The organism is Nitrospira moscoviensis (assembly GCF_001273775.1).
Taxonomy (GTDB): Bacteria; Nitrospirota; Nitrospiria; order Nitrospirales; family Nitrospiraceae; genus Nitrospira_D; species Nitrospira_D moscoviensis.
In genome coordinates this window covers 3,862,655-3,881,601 of the sequence record NZ_CP011801.1, presented here as the reverse complement: position 1 = coordinate 3,881,601, position 18,947 = coordinate 3,862,655, and the positions used below count along the sequence as shown (strand labels likewise).

The following is an 18,947-nucleotide window of genomic DNA, read 5'->3' as shown; positions in this document are numbered from 1 at the left end:
TCCTCATGGGTATCGCCGGAGCCGGAAAGACGACCATCGGCCGTCAACTTGCTGCGGCGCTCGGGTGGCCGTTCTGCGACGGAGACGCGTACCATTCGCCCGCGAACATCGACAAACTCAGCCGCGGGATTCCGCTGACCGATGAAGATCGCGGACCCTGGCTTGCGCGCATCCATGCGGCGATCCGCGAATGGGTCACGCGCCGGGAATCGGTCGTCCTGGCCTGCTCCGTGCTCAAGGCCTCCTATCGCCGGGCGGTCTTGGACGGCCATCGGGACCAGGTCAGGATCGTCTACCTCAAAGCCGACCGCCGCCTCCTGCAACAGCGGCTGGCGCAGCGCACCGGTCATTTCATGGGCGAAGCGCTGCTCGCCAGCCAGTGCGAGATCCTCGAAGAGCCGGCCGACGCGCTGGTGGTCGACGCCGGCGAACCGGCGACCGCCATTGTCGGCCAGATTCGCGCCGCTCTCGACGTGTAAGCACCGCGCTTACGGGTTCGGTTGCGCCTTCGTCGCTTCCTTCACCGGGGGGTCGATCACGATCTGCGGGCCTTGTACTTTGGGCAGCACGCCCGCGCCGGGTTTCTCGATAATCCGTTGATCGTCCTGGTTTCTCAGCTGCTGTCTCGTATGCGCTTCATCGGCCATGGCCGACTGTTGCAGCGCCTTTTCTCCCGAGGCGTTCTTTTGCCCGGGATCGTTCGACAGGGGCTGGCCGGTGACCGGATCCGTGGCTTTGCCCATCGGATAGCCCTCGTGTTTCGGCAGCATGGAGGGATTGGCCAAGACCGAGCTGCCGGCGAGGATGAGGACCGTGGCGGCGAGGGAACAGATGATCGATTTCATGATGGTGCTCCTTCATGGTTCGGCAGACATGGAACGAAGACGCGTGCCATGATAAACGCGGTGAAACGGTGGAGGCTCAGGCGTGGAATCGGCGGCCGCACCGGAGGGCCGGGAGCCGGCAGCGGATCGGGCGGCGGAGCCTCCGGCGAAGGCAGGGGGCTCGGGTGCGGAGGAAGCGGATTCGGATCGGGCGGCGGGATGGGATCAGGCCGGGGTGCCATGGCGAGCGCCATCGTAGCAACATCGCGCCCTGGTGCAGCCTCGGTAAAGCCCTAGGGGAGGACGCAGGAACGGTAGCATGCCGAGAATCGTGGCGCATCTCGATATGGACGCCTTTTTCGCGGCGATCGAGGAGCGGGACACCCCCGCCTTCCGCGGTTTGCCGCTCGTCGTCGGCGCCGATCCGCGCGGCGGCAAGGGCCGCGGCGTCGCGGCCACCTCGAATTATCGGGCGCGCGCCTACGGCATCCACTCGGCCACGCCGATTTCCGTCGCCTGGCGACTGTCCGAAGCGGCGCGGAGGGCCGGCAAACCGCCGGTGACCTTTGTGTCGGTCGATATGGCGAAATACGCGCGGGTCTCCGACGCCGTGCTCGGCATCATGCGCCGATTCATTCCGCTCGTCGAGCCGGCGAGCATCGACGAAGCGTACGGCGATGTAAGCGCGACGGGCTCCTACGAGGAGGCTGAGAGACTGTGCCGCGAGCTGAAGCAGGCGATCCGCACGGAACAGCGGCTGACGGCGTCGGTCGGCATCGGACCCAACAAGCTGATCGCCAAGATCGCCTCCGGCCTCCGCAAGCCCGACGGCCTCACCGTCGTGCGCGAAGCGGAAGCGGAAGCCTTTTTGGAGCCGCTTTCCGTGCGCGCCATCCCGGGCATCGGCCCCAAGACTGAAAGGCACTTGGCCCGTCAGGGCATCATGCTCGTGCGGGATCTGAAGACGCTCGGCCCCGCCCGACTTGAAGGCCTGTTGGGCAAGCGCGGCGTGGAGCTCTACGACAAAGTTCGCGGCCTCGACTCGACGCCGGTCGAAACGTCCTTCCAGCCGAAATCCATCGGGGAGCAGGAAACGTTTGAAACGGACGTGCGCGACAGCCGCCTGCTGGTGGAGCAGCTGGCCGCGTTGAGCCGGGATGTGATCGCCCGCCTCCACCGCGAAGGGCTGCACCGGTTTCGGACCATCGTGCTCACCGTCCGCTTCGCGGATTTCGAAACGAAGTCGCGCGCCCGTACGCTGGCCCGACCGGCGGGGGAGGCGGTCACGCTGCGGCGGGAGGCCTTGAAGCTCCTCATGCCCTTTCTCGACCGACGCGACAATCCGCGGCGGAAGGCGATCCGTCTTCTGGGTCTGCGGGTGGAGCAACTCGATGAAGGACGCCAACGCAACTTGTACGGACAGGAGTGAGGGACTCAGGCAGCTAGTGCAGGGTTCGTCCTGCGCTCTGTAGGGAATTCTGTACAGCGGGAAAAATCCATGCAGAACCACGGACATACTAGCGCTGCGTCACGCGGAGTGCACGAGATTCCATTCGCGGCTCCGGCCGGACTGGGAATGAGAAGGCCGCATAAAAGTGAAAGTAGGTGATTTTTCATGACGGAGCCCGAAGCGTAAGCCGGTACGTCCCTTGCTCAAGGGCCAGCCAAGCTCGCCGGTGACCAGGAGGTTTCACATGGTGATACGAACCAAAGAAATCCACCACCTCGACGGACCTCGGGCTGCAGAGTCGATCGCCTCCGAGATCCGCGCCGGTGAGCGGCTGATGACGGCGGTGCCGACCCGGCGCGGTGAGCCGCGAACCGACGAACGGAAGATCTGCACCTACGAACTCTGCGAGTCCATCGACGACGAAGCCGTCGCCATCCAACAGGGCGAGGTCTTCAGCCTCAACCGCAGCGCGCACGGTATTCTGGTGTTGATGGGGCAGGCTCCGCGCCGGCATCAACTCATGGAACTGCACATTCCCGAGTCCTGGTGGCGCCGATCCATGAACCTGTACGAAGTACAGTGGACCAAGGCCGTCCAGGTCGAGTCGCACGGCGAGCTCTATCTCGTCGGCTGCCGGCTGACGTTCGGCCCCTCTCATTATTGGTCGTTCTGATCCTCCGTGCTCCCGCCGCGGCGGCGCTGCCCACCGCCGCCGCGGCGTTCCTCCGCGACGCCGGCAGCCGCGTGAATAATAACGTGAATAAATAATTGATTGCGCGCGGTGATCGCTTTATCCTGCGCGCGTGATTTTCTGGTTCGTCATCCTCTATCTCCTCCTGTCCGTCGGCATCGGCCTCTATGCCGCGACCCGCGTGCACAACTCCAAGGATTTCGCCGTCGCGGGGCGCAGTCTGCCCCTGCCGGTAGTCACGGCCACCGTGTTCGCCACCTGGTTCGGCGCCGAAGCGGTGCTCGGCATCTCGGCCACGTTCGCGAAGGAAGGGTTGCGCGGCGTCGTGGCGGATCCCTTCGGGTCGAGCCTCTGCTTGATTCTGGCGGGACTGTTTTTTGCGCCGAAGCTGTATCGGCTGAATCTGCTGACCGTCGGCGATTACTATCGCATCCGCTACGACCGAACGGTGGAAGTGCTCTGTACGATCGCCGTCGTCGTCTTGTACGTCGGCTGGGTGGCGGCGCAGTTCAAAGTGCTCGGTCTCGTCCTGAACGTCGTGACGCACGGGAGCGTGAGCCAGTCCGCCGGCATCGTGATCGGGGCTGCGATCGTGCTGACCTACACGACCTTCGGCGGCATGTTTTCCGTCGCGATCTTGGACTTCGTGCAGATCTCCGTCATCATGGGCGGGCTGCTGTACATCGCTTCTGTGGTCAGCGGCCTGGCGGGGGGCGTGGGGGCCGTGATCGGCCACGCCTCCGCGGCGGGCAAGCTGGACTTCTTTCCGCCGCCCGCCGCCTCGGCCTGGATCCCTTTCATCGGCGCCTGGGTCACCATGATGCTGGGATCGATCCCGCAACAGGACGTGTTTCAGCGCATCACGTCGGCGAAGAACGAGCGGACGGCGGTGCGCGGGTCGCTCCTCGGCGGCGGCTTGTACTTCGTCTTTTGCTTTGTCCCGATGTTTCTCGCCTACGCGGCGACGCTGGTGGAGCCCGTCAAATTCGGCGCGCTGCTGGAGCAGGATTCGCAATTGGTCTTGCCGACCCTGATCCTGGAACATACTCCGATGGCGGCGCAAATTCTCTTTTTCGGCGCGGTGCTGTCCGCCGTGATGAGCTGCGCGAGCGCCACCCTGCTGGCCCCGTCGGTCACGCTCAGCGAGAACGTCATCCGGCCGCTGCTGTCCCGCCTCAACGACGCGGAATTTCTCCGCCTCATGCGGGTCGTGCTGGTGACCTTTGCCTCGACGGTGCTGGGGATCGCCCTGTGGTCGGATTCGAGCATCTATAAGATGGTCGTGAACACGTACAAGATCACGCTGGTGGCCGCCTTCGTTCCGTTGTTTGCCGGGCTCTATTGGAAGCGCGCCACGACGCGCGGCGCGCTTTGGGCCATCGGCGTCGGCGTGGCGACCTGGGTCGGCGGGGAACTCTTTCAACCGGCGGATGCCGTGTGGCCGCCGCAGTTGATCGGCCTGCTCATGGCGGGAGTCGGCATGGTCCTGGGCTCGATCGTACCGTCCGCCATGTCCGGCGAGGCGGTGCCGGAACGCCGCTGCATCGAAGCGAACCGCGTCTAAGCCGGTCGGCTGTCGGCCGCCTGATTGCGTTTCTCTTCCAGCTCGGCCCAGCGGCTATAGAGCCGGTCCACTTCGGCCTGCGCCGACTCCAATTCCGCATAGCGGACGCGAAGCGCCTCGGCGTCTGAGACAATGGTTGGATCGTCGGCCGCGGCCCGGCAGGCGGCCAAACGGCCCTCGGCTTTCGCGATGGCCTGCTCCATCTTGTCCCACTCCTGTTGTTCCCGGTACGTGAAGCGCTTCGTTTTCTGTGAGGGGGTATGGTCGGGACCGCCGGTTGTCGGCTTGGATGTCCGGCTGCTGTCCGGCGCTCGGCGGGTTTGCGCCGCCTCCCATTGCGCGTAGTCGGCGAACCATTCGGCCTTTCCTTCACCGTCGAGCGCCAGCAACATGGTGGAGACGCGGTCCAGCAGCCAACGGTCATGGGTGACGAGGACCAGCGCGCCCGGGAATTCCAGCAGGCTGTCTTCCAACACGTCCAGTGTCGGAATATCCAGGTCGTTCGTCGGCTCGTCGAGGATGAGCACATCGGCCGGTTGCAGCATCAGCCGCGCGATCAGCAGGCGGGCCTGCTCCCCGCCGGATAAGCGCGAGACGGGCAAATCCAACTGCTCCGGCCTGAACAGAAATCGCTTCGCCCAAGACACGATGTGCACCGACCGGTCTTGATACACGACCGCGTCGCCGTGCGGCGCCAGAGACCGGCGGAGGGTGGCCGCCTGATCCAACGATTCCCGATGCTGCTCGAAGGTCACGATCCGAAGCTTGTCCGCCCTCGTGAGGGTGCCGCTATCCGGCGCCAGCGTCCCGGCAAGGAGCTTGAGGAGGGTCGTTTTACCGCTTCCGTTCGGACCGAGTATTCCTACGCGCTGGCCGGGGCCCAGCAGCAGGTCGAGATGCCGCACGATCGGCCGGCCGCCCAGCGATGCGCCCAGATCCTTGGCGACGAGCAATTGTTTGGACCGGCGTCCGGACGACGTGAAGTCGATTCCAGCCGCCTGCGTCTCCCGCCGCGCGTGCACGTCGTTCAATTCTTCGATCAACCGGCCCGCCGAGTCGATGCGGGCCTTCGCTTTCGTGGTCCGGGCTTTGGGGCCCCGCCGCAGCCAGTCGATTTCGCGGCGCACGCGGTTCGCCAGCGACGCCTGATAGTCCGCTTGGGCTGCGAGGGCCGCGTCCCGCTGTTCCAGAAAATCGCTGTAGCGGCCTTTCGCTTCGAAGACGCCGTCGGTATGGCAGCGGTTCAACTCCAGCATGCGTGAGGCAACGGCTTCCAAGAAGCGGCGATCGTGGCTGATCACCAGGAATGCGCGCGGTTCGGTGTTGAGCAGCGATTCGAGCCAGAGAATGCCCTCGATATCCAGATGGTTCGTCGGTTCGTCCATCAGCAGGACGTCCGGTTCCATCATCAGCGTCCGGGCGATCGCCAGGCGTTTTTTCCATCCGCCCGAAAGCGCAGCGACCGGTTGGTCGGCCTGCCGGAATTCAGCGACGCTCAAAGCCTTGGCGATGCGGTTGCCCTGCTCGTGCGGATCCAATCCCTCGTCCCGCAAGGCTTGGGCCAACACCCCTTCGACGGACCGGCCGTCCGGAAAGGCCGGCTCTTGCGGGACGTACCCGATGCGAACATGCCGCCGCGCCGATCGGGCGCCGCGGTCCGGCGGCTCCAAGCCCGCCAGGATCTTGAGCAAAGTGGATTTGCCCGAGCCGTTCGGGCCCACGAGTCCGATGTGATCCCCTTCATGGATGGACAGGGACAAGTCGGAAAAGAGCGGCTTGACGCCAAAGCTCTTGCTGATCGAGTCGCAACTGAGCAGAATGGTCGGTGGCATGGAATCCAATGTGGTAATGCCGAAGATGAATCGCAATGAGAGGTCGGGCAGGGTTGGTGAGACCAGCCAGAAGCTCCGGCGGAAGCAGTGTACCAAGGACGGCTGAGATCCTGCCACTGTCAGGCGGCAGCCTTACCCTGACCGGCTCACCCCATAGGCCAGGGGCGATGCCGGTATCCAATTGATAAGGAGGCGACGGATCCGTTAGGCGACCCGCGCCAAGTAGGATTCATGTCCCAGATGGACTTCATCGTCCTGATAGTCCGGCTCTCCCGCCGGGATCAAGGCCGGCTCCGGTTTGACTTGGCGATTCTGCCGGATGATCGAATCGTAGACGTGGCCGCAGTTCATACAGCGCCAGCTCCGGGCCCAGGTGTAGCCCGACGTGCCCTCGAAGTCCATGAAGTGGTCCTGAACCATCAGCCCCCGGCAGCGTGTGCAGTGCATTGTGTGTCTCCTTTGTGACAGGCTAGGAACTCCGGCTCGTTGTTAGTAGGATAGCGGAAACGCCGGTTGGCGAAAGACCTCGGAAGAGGTACCACTGAAGCGGGGTATTGGGAGGGGTAAGCGGGATAGGGGGTAGTAGGGTAGCGGGATAGCGGGGTAGCGGGAAGGAGGCACGGATGGCGCAACTGATAGAGCGACCCACCAGAATCGAGGCGGCCGGCAACAAGCCGAAGCTCATCGACGAATATATCGGCCTGGTCAATTCGCAGACGGCCCAGCTCAGCATTGCGCGGATGCAGAGTCCGGCGGGATGGCGGGAGCCGGGCCAAACCCCGGAGTTCGACGAATATACGATCGTCCTGAACGGGCTCCTCCGCGTCGAAACGACGGCGGGAATCGTGGACGTGCACGCGGGGCAGGCGGTGATCACCAGGAAAGGAGAATGGGTTCGCTATAGCACCCCGGGACCGGCGGGCGCCGAATACGTCGCCGTTTGCCTCCCGGCCTTTTCGCCAGCCACCGTCCATCGGGATCCGGCATGATGGCATTCTGTCACCAACCAGCCCGAACAGCACACCGCCGGCCCGCAGTCCTGCCCGCCCTGCTGATCGTACTGTCTCTGCAAGCCGCCGTGTCCGCCTCTGTCGCGCTCGATCTCCCGCGCAAAACGACCGTGATGCCGGAACCGACCCCGATTCTGTGGACAACGGGCGCGGGCAAATGGGTCGGCTACTGGGGACGCCGGGAGAGAGTATTCTGTCCGGCCGATGGAAAATTAGAAGGCGCGTGGGGCACCGACGTCTATACCGACGATTCCTCCATCTGCACGGCGGCGGTGCATGCGGGCTTGTTGTCGGTCAAACAGGGCGGCGCCGTGACGATCGAAATGCGTCCCGACGTCGGACAGTACAGCGGTACGATGAGAAACGGCGTGCGAACCGGCGATTGGATGGAGCCCTGGACGGGGGCCTATGTCTTTGTGCGGAACCGTACCGCCGCTGAGCCCGCCATCGCCGCGGGGAGCCACATGCAGGCCGATTCCTGGTCGGGACAAGCGGGCCGGATCGTGACGTTTGCCTGCAGTCCGAACTTCGAGTTGCACACGGTGTACGGGACGGATGTCTATACGGACGATTCGTACGTCTGCAGCGCCGCTGTCCATCGCGGCCTCATCACTCAGAAGACCGGCGGCATGGTCTCGATCCAGTTGTTGGAAGGAGACAGGACCTTCACGGCCAGTTCCCGCAACGGCGTCACGAGCCTGCCTCAGGAATCCTGGGCAGGACAAAGTTACATCTTCGTCGCCACGCCGCCCGGCACTCCCCCGCCCCCGAACCCCGACACCCCCTATGATCGAGCGCCGGTCGGCGGCGGCCACCCTGACAGTGGTGCACAGCTCTAGTGATCTCGCCAACGATCACGTGGGGCATCAGACTGGCGCTCGTACTGGTCTCCGTGGCGAGCGCGGGCCTTGCCGGCTACGGGCTCCTGTTATCCGCCAACCTGACTCTGCCCAAAAGCGACGACCATCCGCCGCTGCTGATCTACGGCGCGCCGTTCCTCCTCCGCCCGGGCTTACCGGTCGCTGAATCGGGTCTCATGGATCGGCTGCACCGCTTGGGCTATCGACCGGTGTCCGATGCCGTCCGTCGTCCGGGCGAGTACCGCGTGACCGGGGACGGCATGGATCTTTATCTGCGCGCGCAGGAGGACCACCATGTGCCGGCCCGGCTGGTGGCGCTGACGATGGCGCAAGGCGTCGTGACGGAGATCCGGGCCGGATCGGCCGGTCCGCTTGAAACCCTCGTCTCTCTCGAACCGCCGCTGATCAGCGGCCTACGCGGCGGCGCCCGGCAGATGCGGGAATGGATTCCGCTGAGCCGGATGCCGGCGCGCATGGTAGAGACCGTCTTGGCGGTGGAGGATCGACGGTTTTTCTCCCATCCCGGCATCGATCCGATCGCCGTCGGCCGGGCGCTGTGGGCCAATCTGACGCGGGGCGGGGTCGTGCAGGGCGGCAGCACCATCACGCAGCAACTGGCGAAGAACCTCTTCTACTCGCCGCAGCGGACTATCGGTCGCAAGCTGAAGGAGTCGGTGGCCGCCCTGGTGTTGGAGTGGAAATACCGCAAGGAAGAGATTCTGGAAAGTTATCTGAATGAAATCTATCTGGGGCAAGCGGGCTCGGTGGCGATGTACGGCGTCGGCGAGGCGGCCCATCGCTATTTCGATAAAGCGCTTGACGACCTGACGATCGAGGAAATGGCGACGATCGCCGGCTTGATCAAGGGCCCCAACACCTATGCGCCGACCAAAAACCTTGACCTGGCGACCCGCCGGCGCGATGTCGTGCTCCGGCGCCTGCGGGAGGACGGGCGGCTGACGGAAGAGGAATGGAAGGTCGCCGTGAATCGCCCCCTGCGCGTGACGCTGCCGCAGGACGTGCTGACGGATGCGCCGTATTTTTTGGATTATCTCCTGCGGCAGGTGGAAGAAGGCACCGGCATGGGCATTCCCGAGGGCGCCAAAATCTATTCGACCTTGGATCCGTGGGTGCAGGAGGTCGCCACGGACTCGCTTCACAAAGGATTGGCGCGGTTGGAGGCGGCTTTCCCCGAGTTGAAACAGGGCGAACATCCGCTGCAAGGCGCGGTGGTCGTGCTCGAGCCCGCGACGGGTCACCTGTTGGCGATGGTGGGCGGGAGGGATTACCGCGTCAGCCAATTCAACCGGGCCGTGCAGGCCCGCCGGCAAGCGGGGTCGCTCATGAAGCCCTTCGTCTATCTGACCGCGTTCGAAGCGGGACGCGATCAGGGGCGGACGGGCCATACGCCGGCCACGCTGCTGCTCGATGAACCGGTCACCTTCGAATCCGGCGCGGGGTCCTGGTCCCCGCAGAACTACGACCGGCAGTTTCACGGACAGGTGAGCCTGCGGACCGCGTTGGAACATTCCTATAACGTGCCGGCCGTGCGGGTCGCGCAGCAGGTGGGAGTGCCCGCATTGCGGAGCACGCTCGCCGGATTCGGGTTGGAGCTGCAGGCGGACAATCTCTCCGTCGCGCTCGGGAGCGCCTCGGTGTCGCTCCTCGATATCACCGGCGCGTACGGGGGCCTGGCAAACGGAGGGATCATGACGAAGCCGCTCGGGCTCTATCGGGTGACGGGAGAGTCGGGCGACGTCCTCTGGAGCCTCCTGCCGGACCGGCATCAAGCCGCCTCGCCGCAGGCGGCCTATCTGGTGACGTCGCTCCTGAAAGGCGTGATGGATCGGGGCACCGGGGCCAAAGCCCGCGCGTTGGGCGTGCAAGGGCCGGTCGCGGGCAAGACCGGGACGACCGACGGCTATCGCGATGCCTGGTTCGTCGGCTACACGCCGGAGCTGGTCATCGGCGTGTGGGTCGGCTTCGATGACGAGCGGCCGCTTAAGCTGACCGGCTCGCAGGCCGCGCTGCCGATTTGGAGCGACCTGGCGCGGCGACTGATTCCGCCGACCACCCGGGATTTCGAGATGCCGTCCGGGCTGGTGCAGCGCGACGTCGATCCGCGCACCGGCCAACTGGCCACCTCCCGCTGTCCGGAGCGAACGCCAGAAGTCTTTATCGCCGGCACCGAGCCCACCGTCTATTGCGAACTCCACGGCGGCGGACTGTGGGAGCGTCTGAAGCAGACGTTTGGATTTTCATGAGCTGCGACGATTTCCACAAACTGTTAGGCATCTTCGCGATCGTCGAGTATTCTGAGCCGCAGACGGTTCGAACAGAGGGAGCGCCATGAAGAAAACCGGCTACATGGACGACGGTAACATCACATTGCTCGCCAAAGGCGTCGAGCTGAAGGGGGAGATCAAGGTCGAGGGCACCGTGCGCATCGACGGCCGTTTGGAGGGCGACGTGCAGACCAAAGGCCAGGTCATCGTCGGCGAAGACGGCCTCGTGAAGGGCACGATCTCGGCCGGCACGCTGATCAGCAGCGGGCGCATCAAGGCGACCGTGACGGCGACCGAGCGCATCGAGTTGCTGAAGACCGCCGTCCTGATCGGCGAAATGCACTGTCCGGTGATCTCGATGGAAGCCGGCGCGAAATTCCAGGGCGTGAGCGATATGGGCGTCACCGCCTGGCCCGACGAAGCGCCCCGGTTGCCCGGCAACGTGCGGGACATGGCGCAACACCGCGGAAAGGCCGTGGCCCTCATCGGGAAAGAGCCGGACTTGTAACAGCTCCCTCCGACCCTCCGCGCTTTGTGCCGATGACAACCCGCATCGGATCTGCTACAGGAATGTCTCTCTGGTGCGAGGTCTGTCTCGTCTATCTTGTCGGCAGAATCTGAATAGACCAAATAGACCAGACAGACGAGATAGACCAGACAAACCACATAGAATCAGCATGACCCGACAGCAGATCTTCTCCATCGTGTTCTTCACCCTCCTCGTTCTGCTGCTCTATCAGATCGGATTGATGTTCGAGCCGTTCCTCTTTCCGGCGTTATGGGCCGCGCTGCTGGCGCACATCGCATTCCCGCTGCACCTGCGGTTCACGGCATGGTGCCGCGGCAAACGGGCGTTGTCCGCCGCGGTGCTGACGGTGGGGGTGCTGGTGGTCGTCGTCCTGCCGCTGGTCGTGCTGGGATTCATGCTGGCCCGGGAAGCGGCGGCCGCCGAGCTCGCAATTCGGGGCTGGATCGCCGGCGGCGGGTTGCAGCGGTTGCCCGGCCAATTGACCGCCGTGCCGTGGATCGGCGGGTGGCTGGGCTCGATGGCCGCGAACACGAGCCTCGAAGCCCTGTCGGCGGAAGAGTCGGTCGTGGCCGGAGCCAAGATTTTGAGCCGCTTCCTCATCGGCCAGATGGGGGACCTGCTGAAAAATACCTTTCTGCTCATGACGGATTTCTTCATCATGCTGCTGGTTCTGTTCTTCCTGTTCAAAGACGGGCGGGACTGGGTCGACGCCCTCTACGAGCTCATTCCGATGGACGAGTCGCACAAACGGAAGATCGTCGCCCGGCTGGATCAGACGATTCGCGCGGTGGTGAAAGGGATGCTGGTCACGGCGATCGTGCAGGGTCTGTTGGCGGGAGCGGCTTATCTCGTGCTCGACGTGCCGTTTCCGGTGGTGTTGACGGCGCTCACGGTGATCCTCGCGCCGCTGCCGTTCGGCGGGACGGCCTTGATCTGGGGACCGGTCGTCGCCTATCTGTTCTGGGCCGGCGCGATGGGCAAGGCGCTCATCATGCTGGCCTGGGGTGTGGGCGTAGTCTCGACCATCGACCAGGTTCTGCGTCCCTGGCTGATCGGGCTGGAGGTGCAGATTCCCACGTTGCTGCTCGTCTTGAGCGTGCTCGGCGGATTGGCGCTCTACGGCCTCGTCGGCCTCTTCGTCGGACCGATTCTCGTGAGCCTGCTCATGACGGCGATTCAGATCTATCGGGAGGAGTACCACTCTCCTACGGGAACAGCGGTCATCGGTCATTAGTCATTGGTAAGAGGCAAAGTCGTCGATCTTTCGGAGAATGACTCGTGACCAATGACCGATGACCAGTGACTATCCCCACTACTCCACCGGAATCGTGATCGCGATGCCGCCCATCACGTCGTTCAATTTGAAATCGCGTTTGGGGCTCAACGGATGGTTGTTGTGGCACGTGACGCAGGCCGCCGACACGGCGCGGTCCGGATAGATGGCCTGGAAGTATTGTTTCTTGCCGCTGGACACCAAGCCTCGGACCGGGCCGTTCGGCTGATCCCGGAGCGTTTCGAGCGCCTTCCGCTCGAAGTCGGTGGCCGGAGCGTTGCGCTGATAGATCGGAGATAGACCGATGAGCCGGTACCGGATCCCGCGTCCCTTTTCCGCGACGAGACGGCCCGAGTGCTGGAGAAACTGGGCCGGCAGCGGCAACGCGTTGTCCTGCTCCCAATGTTCCGCCGCCGCCACGATGCCCTTCTCCTGCAGGCGGTTGACGATGTACGTGGTGTAGATCGTGCGGTCGGCTTCGAGCACCGCATGGACGTAGTCGGCGACCCGCTCCGGCGGGATGCCGGCTCCGCCCGGACTGTCCTTGCCTGCCGGGAGGGCCGCGCCGAGTCCACCTAGGACGAATGCGAGGGTAATGGCTCCGGGCGCGATGCGGTAGCGGTCCATGGGTTTTCCTCCGGGGACGGCGGAAGGATCGGCAGCGTCACCACACAGGTCGTGCCCTGGCCTTCGAGGCTCTCGATGCGCACGTCGCCGCCGAACTTGCGAAGGATGCGCCGGGCCACGGTCAACCCGAGCCCCGATCCTTCCCCCTGGCCCTTCGTCGTAAAGAACGGATCGAAGATCTTGGACAAGTGCTGTTTGGCGATGCCGGGTCCCGAATCGGCGATGGAGAGGACCGCCACGTCGGCCGATTGTCTGGTGGTCAGCGTGAGCCGGCCCGCTCCCTTCATGGCCTGCACGGCATTGGTCAACAAATTGGCGAGGGCCTGGCGGAGTTGGTCGGGCATCGCGAGCACCCGCGAACCGCCCGCGTACTGTTTCTCCACGGCGATGTCCGCCATATCCGCCGTCGTTCGTACGGTGGCCAAGGCCTGATCCAACTCCGCTTCGAGCTGCACGGGGACGCGCTGATCGGACCCCTCGCGTGTCGCGACGCCGGTGAAATCGCGGATAATCGCCGCCATCCGCCGTCCTTGCGCCACGATGTCGCGGGCGTAGGTCTTGATCCGCTGCACGTCCTGTTCTTCTTGGATCGCTTCCCCCAGCCCCACGATGCCGAACAGCGGGTTATTCAACTCGTGGCCGATGCCGGCCGTCAGCACGCCCAGGCTGCCGGTTTTTTCCGCCTGGATCAGTTGGTCCTGCAGCCGGCTTTCGTCGGTGGTGTCGCGGAGCACCAGGCCGATCCGGTCTTCTTCGCCGGGCCGCCCCGGCAGGCGGAACCATTGATAGTGATAGAGCCGCGCTCCGATCTGCAGCTCCGACCGGCGCGGAACGGATTTCTGGTCCGGGGCGGGAGCCAACGGATCGCGCGGAACCGGATTCCGGGCCGGGCCGTCCGCCGCGGCCTCCTCGGTCTGGCGGAATTCCTGCCGGAGCCTGCTCTGCGTGCTTTCGTCGACCGGCAGGAGCGCGAAAAGCGGAACGGCGGCGGACCGGCTCTGGTCGAGGCGAAACGATTCGCGGGCCGCGCGATTGACGTACTGCACGGTTTCCCGCGCGTCCACCAACATGATGGGCGTCGGCACGGTATCCAGGATCTGATCGGTGGATTGCTGCAAGTATTGCACTTCCTCGGTCTTCAACTGGACTTGACTGGTCAGCCCCGCGAAGGCGGCTTCCAACTGCTGGTTCATGCGATTGAACTCTTCGGCCAGGTCTTCCAACTCGTCGCCGGTCTGGATCCGGATGCGGGAGCGCAACTCACCCCGCCCGATCGACCGGGCCGCCTGTTGCAGCTGCCGGACCGGGGTGACGATGCGGCTGGCCGCGACGTAGCCGAGCGAGGCCAGCAGGGCGATGGCCACCGTCCCGAACACGGTCATCCAGGTGAACAGATGTTGGATGGGCGCAAACAGCTCGTCGGACGACTGCCAGACGAAGGTGTGCCAGGAGCCGCTGTCGATGGAGCCGTTGGTCGCGCGGCTGGTTTCCGGCAAGGGCGCGAATCCGATCACGGAGGTGGAGCGGCCGCCATGGCCGTCGCTGGAGGCCTGCACCCAGCCCGGCTGCATCGGAGTGATGAGCGGCACGAGGCTCATGTCCGACAAGGCCACGCCCGTCGGGAGGATCGGGCAGCTCATCACAACGCCGTGACTGTCGATCAACATGACGTGGCCGGTCTTGCCGAACCGGATGACGTGCGTGGAGGGCGAGAAAAACTCCTTGGCGTCGATGACGCGGTGCAGCACGCCGACCACCTCGTACCGCAGGCTGTCCATCACCGGCAGAGAAATCGTAAAGACATGGGTGTCGGCCCGCGCGTCGAAATGCACGTCCTCGATGTACAACTGCCCCACGGCCTTGTTGTAGGCGCCCTGCCACCAACGGGTGTCCCCGTTGAGAAAGTCCGGCTTCGTCGTCATGGCGGCGACCAGCACTCCCTGTGTGTCGGTAAGAAACAGCAGTTTGGTCGCGGTCCGCACCACCGGCGGCAGGAGCTGATCCGGTTCGCTGTTCGTGCCCGTGTAGTACTCCCGCAGCAGGGCGCTCAGCGGACTGTCCGTGATCCGTTTGACGAGGGCCGGATCCTTCGCGCGCCACCGGCGCTCCATCTCAGCCAGGGATGCGGCGGACGGTTTGTCTGAGCCGAGCAGGAGATCGCGCCGCCGTTCCAACTCCCGGATCACCGCCGCGTCGTTGGCGATGCGCGACGTCCGAGCCACTTCTTCCGCGACCAGCAGATCCAGCTTCCGGGCCGCTTCCGTGGCGAGCGCCTTGAAGCTTTCTCCGCTGACGTCGCGGATTTCCTGCGACCCCTGCCAGAAGGCCATGCCGAGCCCCACGACGAGGGGGACCACGCCGACGAACAGCATGGACAGGATCAGTTTGGCTTTGAGCCCCCAATGTTTCCCGGGAGAGGCCGTGGTCGATGGTTCGTTCATGCCCGCGCGCTCCGATCGGTCGCGTCCAGCGGGAAGGTCACGGTGAAGGTCGATCCCACGCCGACCTCGCTCTGCACCCCGATCGTCCCGTGCATTCGGTGAATCACGTTCTTGATATTGTACAGGCCCAGCCCCGTTCCCTTGCCCGGCGGCTTGGTGGTGAAGAAGGGCTCGAAGATCTGTCCCAGCAGTTCCGGTGGAATGCCGCAGCCGGTGTCCGAGACGCGGATCACGGTCGCGCCGTCATCCACGGCGGATTCCAACGTGAGCGTCCCGCCGTGCTCCATCGCCTGGACGGCGTTCGTAATGAGATTGACGAAGACGTGGAGCAACTCGTCGGGATTGCCGACGACGGTCGCGTCCGGGTGATAGGAGCGGCGGAGCTCGATGTCATGCAGCCCCACGGCGTAGCGGGCGATCTTGAGCGCCTCGTCGAGCTTGGCGTTGACCGCCACGGCGCTGTCCTGGAGCGAGGAGGCCCGCCGGGAATAGGACGTGAGATCGCGGCAAATCGCCGTCGTGCGTTTCACCGCCTCAATGATGTCCCGCGCATGCGCGCGTACTTGGTCGGGATCCTGCTCGTCGAGGAGGTTTTCGGCGAGCCCGAGAATGAGCTGGAGCGGATTGTTGATGTCGTGCGCGATGCCGGCGGCGAAGGAACCCACGCCGGCCAGTTTTTCCGCGTGCAGCAGCTCGGCCTGCAGCATCGCTTCATGCTGGACGAGCTCCCACAGCAGGCGCGAAGCCGAGCCGCTCAGAATATCGGTTCCCGGCGCCACGAGCTGCGGAAGGCTCCGTTCCATCGCCGGATCTCCGGTCACGTCCATCACCACGGTGATCCCATGATTGGCGACCAGGTCGCCGACGCGCGCATAGACCGGCACGTTGAGCTCGCGCGCGCGGTGCAGCCCGGCGGCGTCCGGGTTGCGGTCCGTGATTCCGACGATCTCGATGGAGCGGATCTGATGGAGCAGATCGAGCAGGGCGGTGCCGCCGCGCCCCGCCCCCAGGATCGCCACCTTGGTCGACGGTTGGGACGTCATGCGCGCCATCTTGTCCCGGCCGGGCCGGCGTTCGGTTGTCGCAGGGGGGGCGGCGGAGGATCCGCGCCGCCCCTCGTCGGTTGTGACCTCGGAGTGGATCACAGATGGGCCAATTCCCGCTGTTCCATCGCGCGGGCGACAGCGGCTTTCAGTTTGTCGCCTTCGACCGGCTTCACCAGATAATCCAGCACGCCCTCGCGCAGCAGCGAGGTCGCCATGTCCGTATCGGGAAAGCCCGTGAGCACGATCAACGGCACGCGGGGGTAGTTCTTGCGGAAATAGGCAATCGCTTCGATGCCGTTCACCTTCGGCATGCGGATGTCGCAGATGATGACGTCGAGCAGCAGGCGATTCTCGCCCGTATTGATCACCTCGATGGCCTTCTCGCCGTTTTCGGCTTCGAGCACTTCGTAGCCGGCTTTCTGGAGCGTCATCCGGACGACCTTGCGGATGTCCGCCTCGTCGTCCACGATGAGCACGCGTCCGTTGCAGGATTCTCCTCCGACGAAAAAGCCCGATTTGAATTCACTCATGGCGACCTCCTTGGGTGACGGCACTGTGGATGTGAAGGTTTTCTGGATCCATCGCGGCGCCTGCATCCCGCAAGGCGCAAGGCCTATGCCGAAGCGTAAGGGGGCGGCCGCGGCGTCTTTTCAATGTGTTGCTCGATGCCCATCTCCCTGTCTCCCTGCTGCGTGGTGGATAACCACCACCAGGTGGTGAGTCTGCACCAGTGCGTGTGGCGCTGGCGGTGTCGATCCGACGCGATCACCACAGCCGGCGCATGAAGGCCAGTGAGACGAGGATAATCACGGCGGCCCAGCACAGCATGATGAAGTACATATCCACGTCCTTTCGCGTTGCTCCTCGACCTCTTGTCTCAGCAAGCGCTGTGCCGGTGCGGAAGAAATGGAAGAGCAGTAAGAACGGTCATGATGAAGTACATATCCACGTCCTTTCGCGTTGCTCCTCGACCTCTTGTCTCAGCAAGCGCTGTGCCGGTGCGGAAGAAATGGAAGAGCAGTAAGAACGGTCAGTGGTTAGGGCATGATCGGCAGGACGGTGCGGGGCAGCGGACGCGGAGCCCGGTCGTGCCTGTTATCCAAACTGATTCAGCGCGGATGAGAAGTGATTCAACGGATTGCCCGTATTTCCCGGAATTGCCTTTCCAATTTGGGCTGGGGTATTCTCCACACCAACCAGGAGCCACCGCGTGATTACACCCGAGGCGTTGACCGATTATATTCGCAAGAGCCTGCCGGATGCGGTCGTCACGGTTACGGATCGCACCGGCACGATGGATCATCTCAAGGTGGTGATCGTGTCCGACCTGTTTCAAGGGAAAAATCTTTTGGACCGCCACCGGATGATCTATCAGGCGCTCGATGCGCCGATGAAAGACGGACGGATTCACGCGCTGGAGTTGACCGCGCGGACGACGGAAGAACGCTAAAAAGGAGGCCGGTGATGGCTGACCCGATAGAAGAAGAAATCCAAAAAGAAGTCAAAGCCCATAAAATCCTGATCTACGGCAAAGGCACCAAGCAGATGCCGATGTGCGGGTTCACCCGCGAGACGATGCAGTTCTTCGACAAGTACGGCTATCCCTACGAGGTCGTCGACGTCCTCTCCCAACCGGCCAAGCGGGAAGCGCTCACCAAGATGACCAATTGGCCGACGCTGCCGAAGGTCTTCATCGACGGGACGTTTTACGGCGACACCGACATCCTTGACCCGATGGCCGCCAAAGGCGAAATCGAGCCGCTGCTGAAGAAGGCGTTCGGAAGGTAAGCCGGCTGGAGGGGGCGAGCGTGGCGGTGCGCCATCATGCGCCCGGACGGTTGACGGCAATCACATCCTGTCGCGACCTGATCGCGCGCTCCTCTAAAGCTGCAACGAAGCGTTGCCATGCCGTCACGCGCTGAGTCTTCCGGCTACTTCCACGGCATTGAAGCGATGGCGCTCCGCCACGCTCGCCCCCTCCAGCCGGCAGGGAGAGAGATAGGGAGAGAGGATGAGAAGGTGCTACCGCTTTGCTTCCGGCGGCGGCCAGTTCATTTCGGTGTGCCGGCCGCAATAGTAACACTGGAGGCGGTAGCGGGCTTTGCGGCGGGGATTGGGCAGGGAGATGAAGGTGATGGGAGTGTCGTCGTAGGGGCAGCTTGGCTGTTCGTGAAGGAGATGCATTTCCGCCATCATCGTGATGGAGGCGACATCCCAGGCCGGCGCGTGCTCCTCCCTTCCTGTGATCTTCTCGACCGTATGACAACGCTCGCAGGTCGCTTCGTAGCTTTTCACGCGAGCGCTGTGCGGCGTGTGGTCTATCACGTCCATCGGCCCGCCGCAGCCCGGCTTGGCGCAGGTGAGATGCTCGTGCTGCAAAGCTTGGACAAAGCGCCGATGGGCTTCGCGTTCCTGCTCGGTTTTCATTCCGTCCTCCTTCCCCCTCTCTACCAGGGCGAGGTGATAGGGGTGGTTTCATACTGCGCGCATTGACCGAGCGCCGCCCCTCATGTCG

The 18,947-nt window shown here is 64.1% G+C and carries 19 protein-coding genes; 11 read left to right on the top strand and 8 right to left on the bottom strand.

Translation table 11 applies throughout. The features are described from left to right. Nucleotides 1-5: 5 nt before the first annotated feature. Nucleotides 6-479, top strand: coding sequence for a gluconokinase (locus NITMOv2_RS18875; RefSeq protein ID WP_053382160.1), 474 nt, complete (start codon nt 6-8; stop codon nt 477-479). Nucleotides 480-488: 9 nt separating this feature from the next. Here NITMOv2_RS18875 and NITMOv2_RS18870 read toward each other — a convergent pair whose 3' ends face one another. Further along, the gene (locus NITMOv2_RS18870; protein WP_053381341.1) at nt 489-845 is read right to left on the bottom strand and encodes a hypothetical protein; all 357 of its coding nucleotides are present in this window, start codon (nt 843-845) and stop codon (nt 489-491) included. 298 nt (nt 846-1,143) lie between these two features. Between NITMOv2_RS18870 and dinB the strand changes: the two genes are divergently transcribed. From dinB to NITMOv2_RS18855, 3 genes are all read left to right on the top strand, one after another. Continuing rightward, nucleotides 1,144-2,253, top strand: a complete 1,110-nt coding sequence (gene dinB, locus NITMOv2_RS18865; RefSeq protein WP_053381340.1) for a DNA polymerase IV — start codon at nt 1,144-1,146, stop codon at nt 2,251-2,253. 265 nt (nt 2,254-2,518) lie between these two features. Continuing rightward, complete coding sequence (locus NITMOv2_RS18860) at nt 2,519-2,947, top strand: hypothetical protein (protein WP_053381339.1); 429 nt, start codon at nt 2,519-2,521, stop codon at nt 2,945-2,947. A gap of 130 nt (nt 2,948-3,077) precedes the next feature. Continuing rightward, on the top strand, nt 3,078-4,529 hold the full coding sequence (locus NITMOv2_RS18855) for a high affinity choline transporter 1 (protein ID WP_053381338.1): 1,452 nt from the start codon (nt 3,078-3,080) through the stop codon (nt 4,527-4,529). Here NITMOv2_RS18855 and NITMOv2_RS18850 read toward each other — a convergent pair. Continuing rightward, a complete protein-coding gene (locus NITMOv2_RS18850; RefSeq protein WP_053382159.1) occupies nt 4,526-6,361 on the bottom strand; it encodes an ABC-F family ATP-binding cassette domain-containing protein in 1,836 nt (611 codons plus the stop codon). The genes NITMOv2_RS18855 and NITMOv2_RS18850 overlap by 4 nt on opposite strands. A 204-nt stretch (nt 6,362-6,565) precedes the next feature. Further along, a complete protein-coding gene (locus NITMOv2_RS18845; RefSeq protein ID WP_145976429.1) occupies nt 6,566-6,808 on the bottom strand; it encodes a hypothetical protein in 243 nt (80 codons plus the stop codon). A gap of 176 nt (nt 6,809-6,984) precedes the next feature. Here NITMOv2_RS18845 and NITMOv2_RS18840 point away from each other — a divergent pair, with 176 nt between their 5' ends. The 5 genes from NITMOv2_RS18840 (at nt 6,985) to NITMOv2_RS18820 (ending at nt 12,279) form a co-directional block, all read left to right on the top strand. Then, nucleotides 6,985-7,350, top strand: a complete 366-nt coding sequence (locus NITMOv2_RS18840; protein WP_053381336.1) for a cupin domain-containing protein — start codon at nt 6,985-6,987, stop codon at nt 7,348-7,350. After that, nucleotides 7,347-8,210: an LCCL domain-containing protein gene (locus tag NITMOv2_RS18835; RefSeq protein ID WP_053381335.1), complete on the top strand. Its 864-nt coding sequence runs from the start codon at nt 7,347-7,349 to the stop codon at nt 8,208-8,210. The genes NITMOv2_RS18840 and NITMOv2_RS18835 overlap by 4 nt, the downstream gene beginning before the upstream one ends. Next, complete coding sequence (locus NITMOv2_RS18830) at nt 8,210-10,495, top strand: PBP1A family penicillin-binding protein (RefSeq protein WP_053381334.1); 2,286 nt, start codon at nt 8,210-8,212, stop codon at nt 10,493-10,495. Before NITMOv2_RS18835 ends, NITMOv2_RS18830 begins: the two co-directional genes overlap by 1 nt. A gap of 85 nt (nt 10,496-10,580) precedes the next feature. Next, a complete protein-coding gene (locus NITMOv2_RS18825; protein ID WP_053381333.1) occupies nt 10,581-11,024 on the top strand; it encodes a bactofilin family protein in 444 nt (147 codons plus the stop codon). A gap of 169 nt (nt 11,025-11,193) precedes the next feature. Next, nucleotides 11,194-12,279: an AI-2E family transporter gene (locus tag NITMOv2_RS18820; protein ID WP_053381332.1), complete on the top strand. Its 1,086-nt coding sequence runs from the start codon at nt 11,194-11,196 to the stop codon at nt 12,277-12,279. A 78-nt stretch (nt 12,280-12,357) separates the two neighbouring features. Here NITMOv2_RS18820 and NITMOv2_RS18815 read toward each other — a convergent pair whose 3' ends face one another. The 4 genes from NITMOv2_RS18815 to NITMOv2_RS18800 form a co-directional block, all read right to left on the bottom strand. Next, nucleotides 12,358-12,945, bottom strand: coding sequence for a Tll0287-like domain-containing protein (locus NITMOv2_RS18815; RefSeq protein WP_053381331.1), 588 nt, complete (start codon nt 12,943-12,945; stop codon nt 12,358-12,360). Beyond that, complete coding sequence (locus NITMOv2_RS18810; protein ID WP_053381330.1) at nt 12,894-15,386, bottom strand: PAS domain-containing sensor histidine kinase; 2,493 nt, start codon at nt 15,384-15,386, stop codon at nt 12,894-12,896. The genes NITMOv2_RS18815 and NITMOv2_RS18810 overlap by 52 nt, the downstream gene beginning before the upstream one ends. Continuing rightward, the gene (locus NITMOv2_RS18805) at nt 15,383-16,429 is read right to left on the bottom strand and encodes a sensor histidine kinase (RefSeq protein ID WP_187299269.1); all 1,047 of its coding nucleotides are present in this window, start codon (nt 16,427-16,429) and stop codon (nt 15,383-15,385) included. The genes NITMOv2_RS18810 and NITMOv2_RS18805 overlap by 4 nt, the downstream gene beginning before the upstream one ends. Nucleotides 16,430-16,527: 98 nt before the next feature. Further along, nucleotides 16,528-16,962, bottom strand: a complete 435-nt coding sequence (locus NITMOv2_RS18800; protein ID WP_053381328.1) for a response regulator — start codon at nt 16,960-16,962, stop codon at nt 16,528-16,530. 680 nt (nt 16,963-17,642) lie between these two features. On the opposite strand from NITMOv2_RS18800, the gene NITMOv2_RS18795 reads away from it, so the two are divergent. Further along, on the top strand, nt 17,643-17,882 hold the full coding sequence (locus NITMOv2_RS18795) for a BolA/IbaG family iron-sulfur metabolism protein (RefSeq protein WP_053381327.1): 240 nt from the start codon (nt 17,643-17,645) through the stop codon (nt 17,880-17,882). Nucleotides 17,883-17,896: 14 nt separating this feature from the next. Further along, a complete protein-coding gene (locus tag NITMOv2_RS18790; protein ID WP_053381326.1) occupies nt 17,897-18,220 on the top strand; it encodes a glutaredoxin family protein in 324 nt (107 codons plus the stop codon). A gap of 234 nt (nt 18,221-18,454) precedes the next feature. On the opposite strand, the gene NITMOv2_RS18785 is transcribed toward NITMOv2_RS18790, so the two are convergent. Beyond that, on the bottom strand, nt 18,455-18,859 hold the full coding sequence (locus tag NITMOv2_RS18785) for a hypothetical protein (protein WP_053381325.1): 405 nt from the start codon (nt 18,857-18,859) through the stop codon (nt 18,455-18,457). Nucleotides 18,860-18,947: the final 88 nt, after the last annotated feature.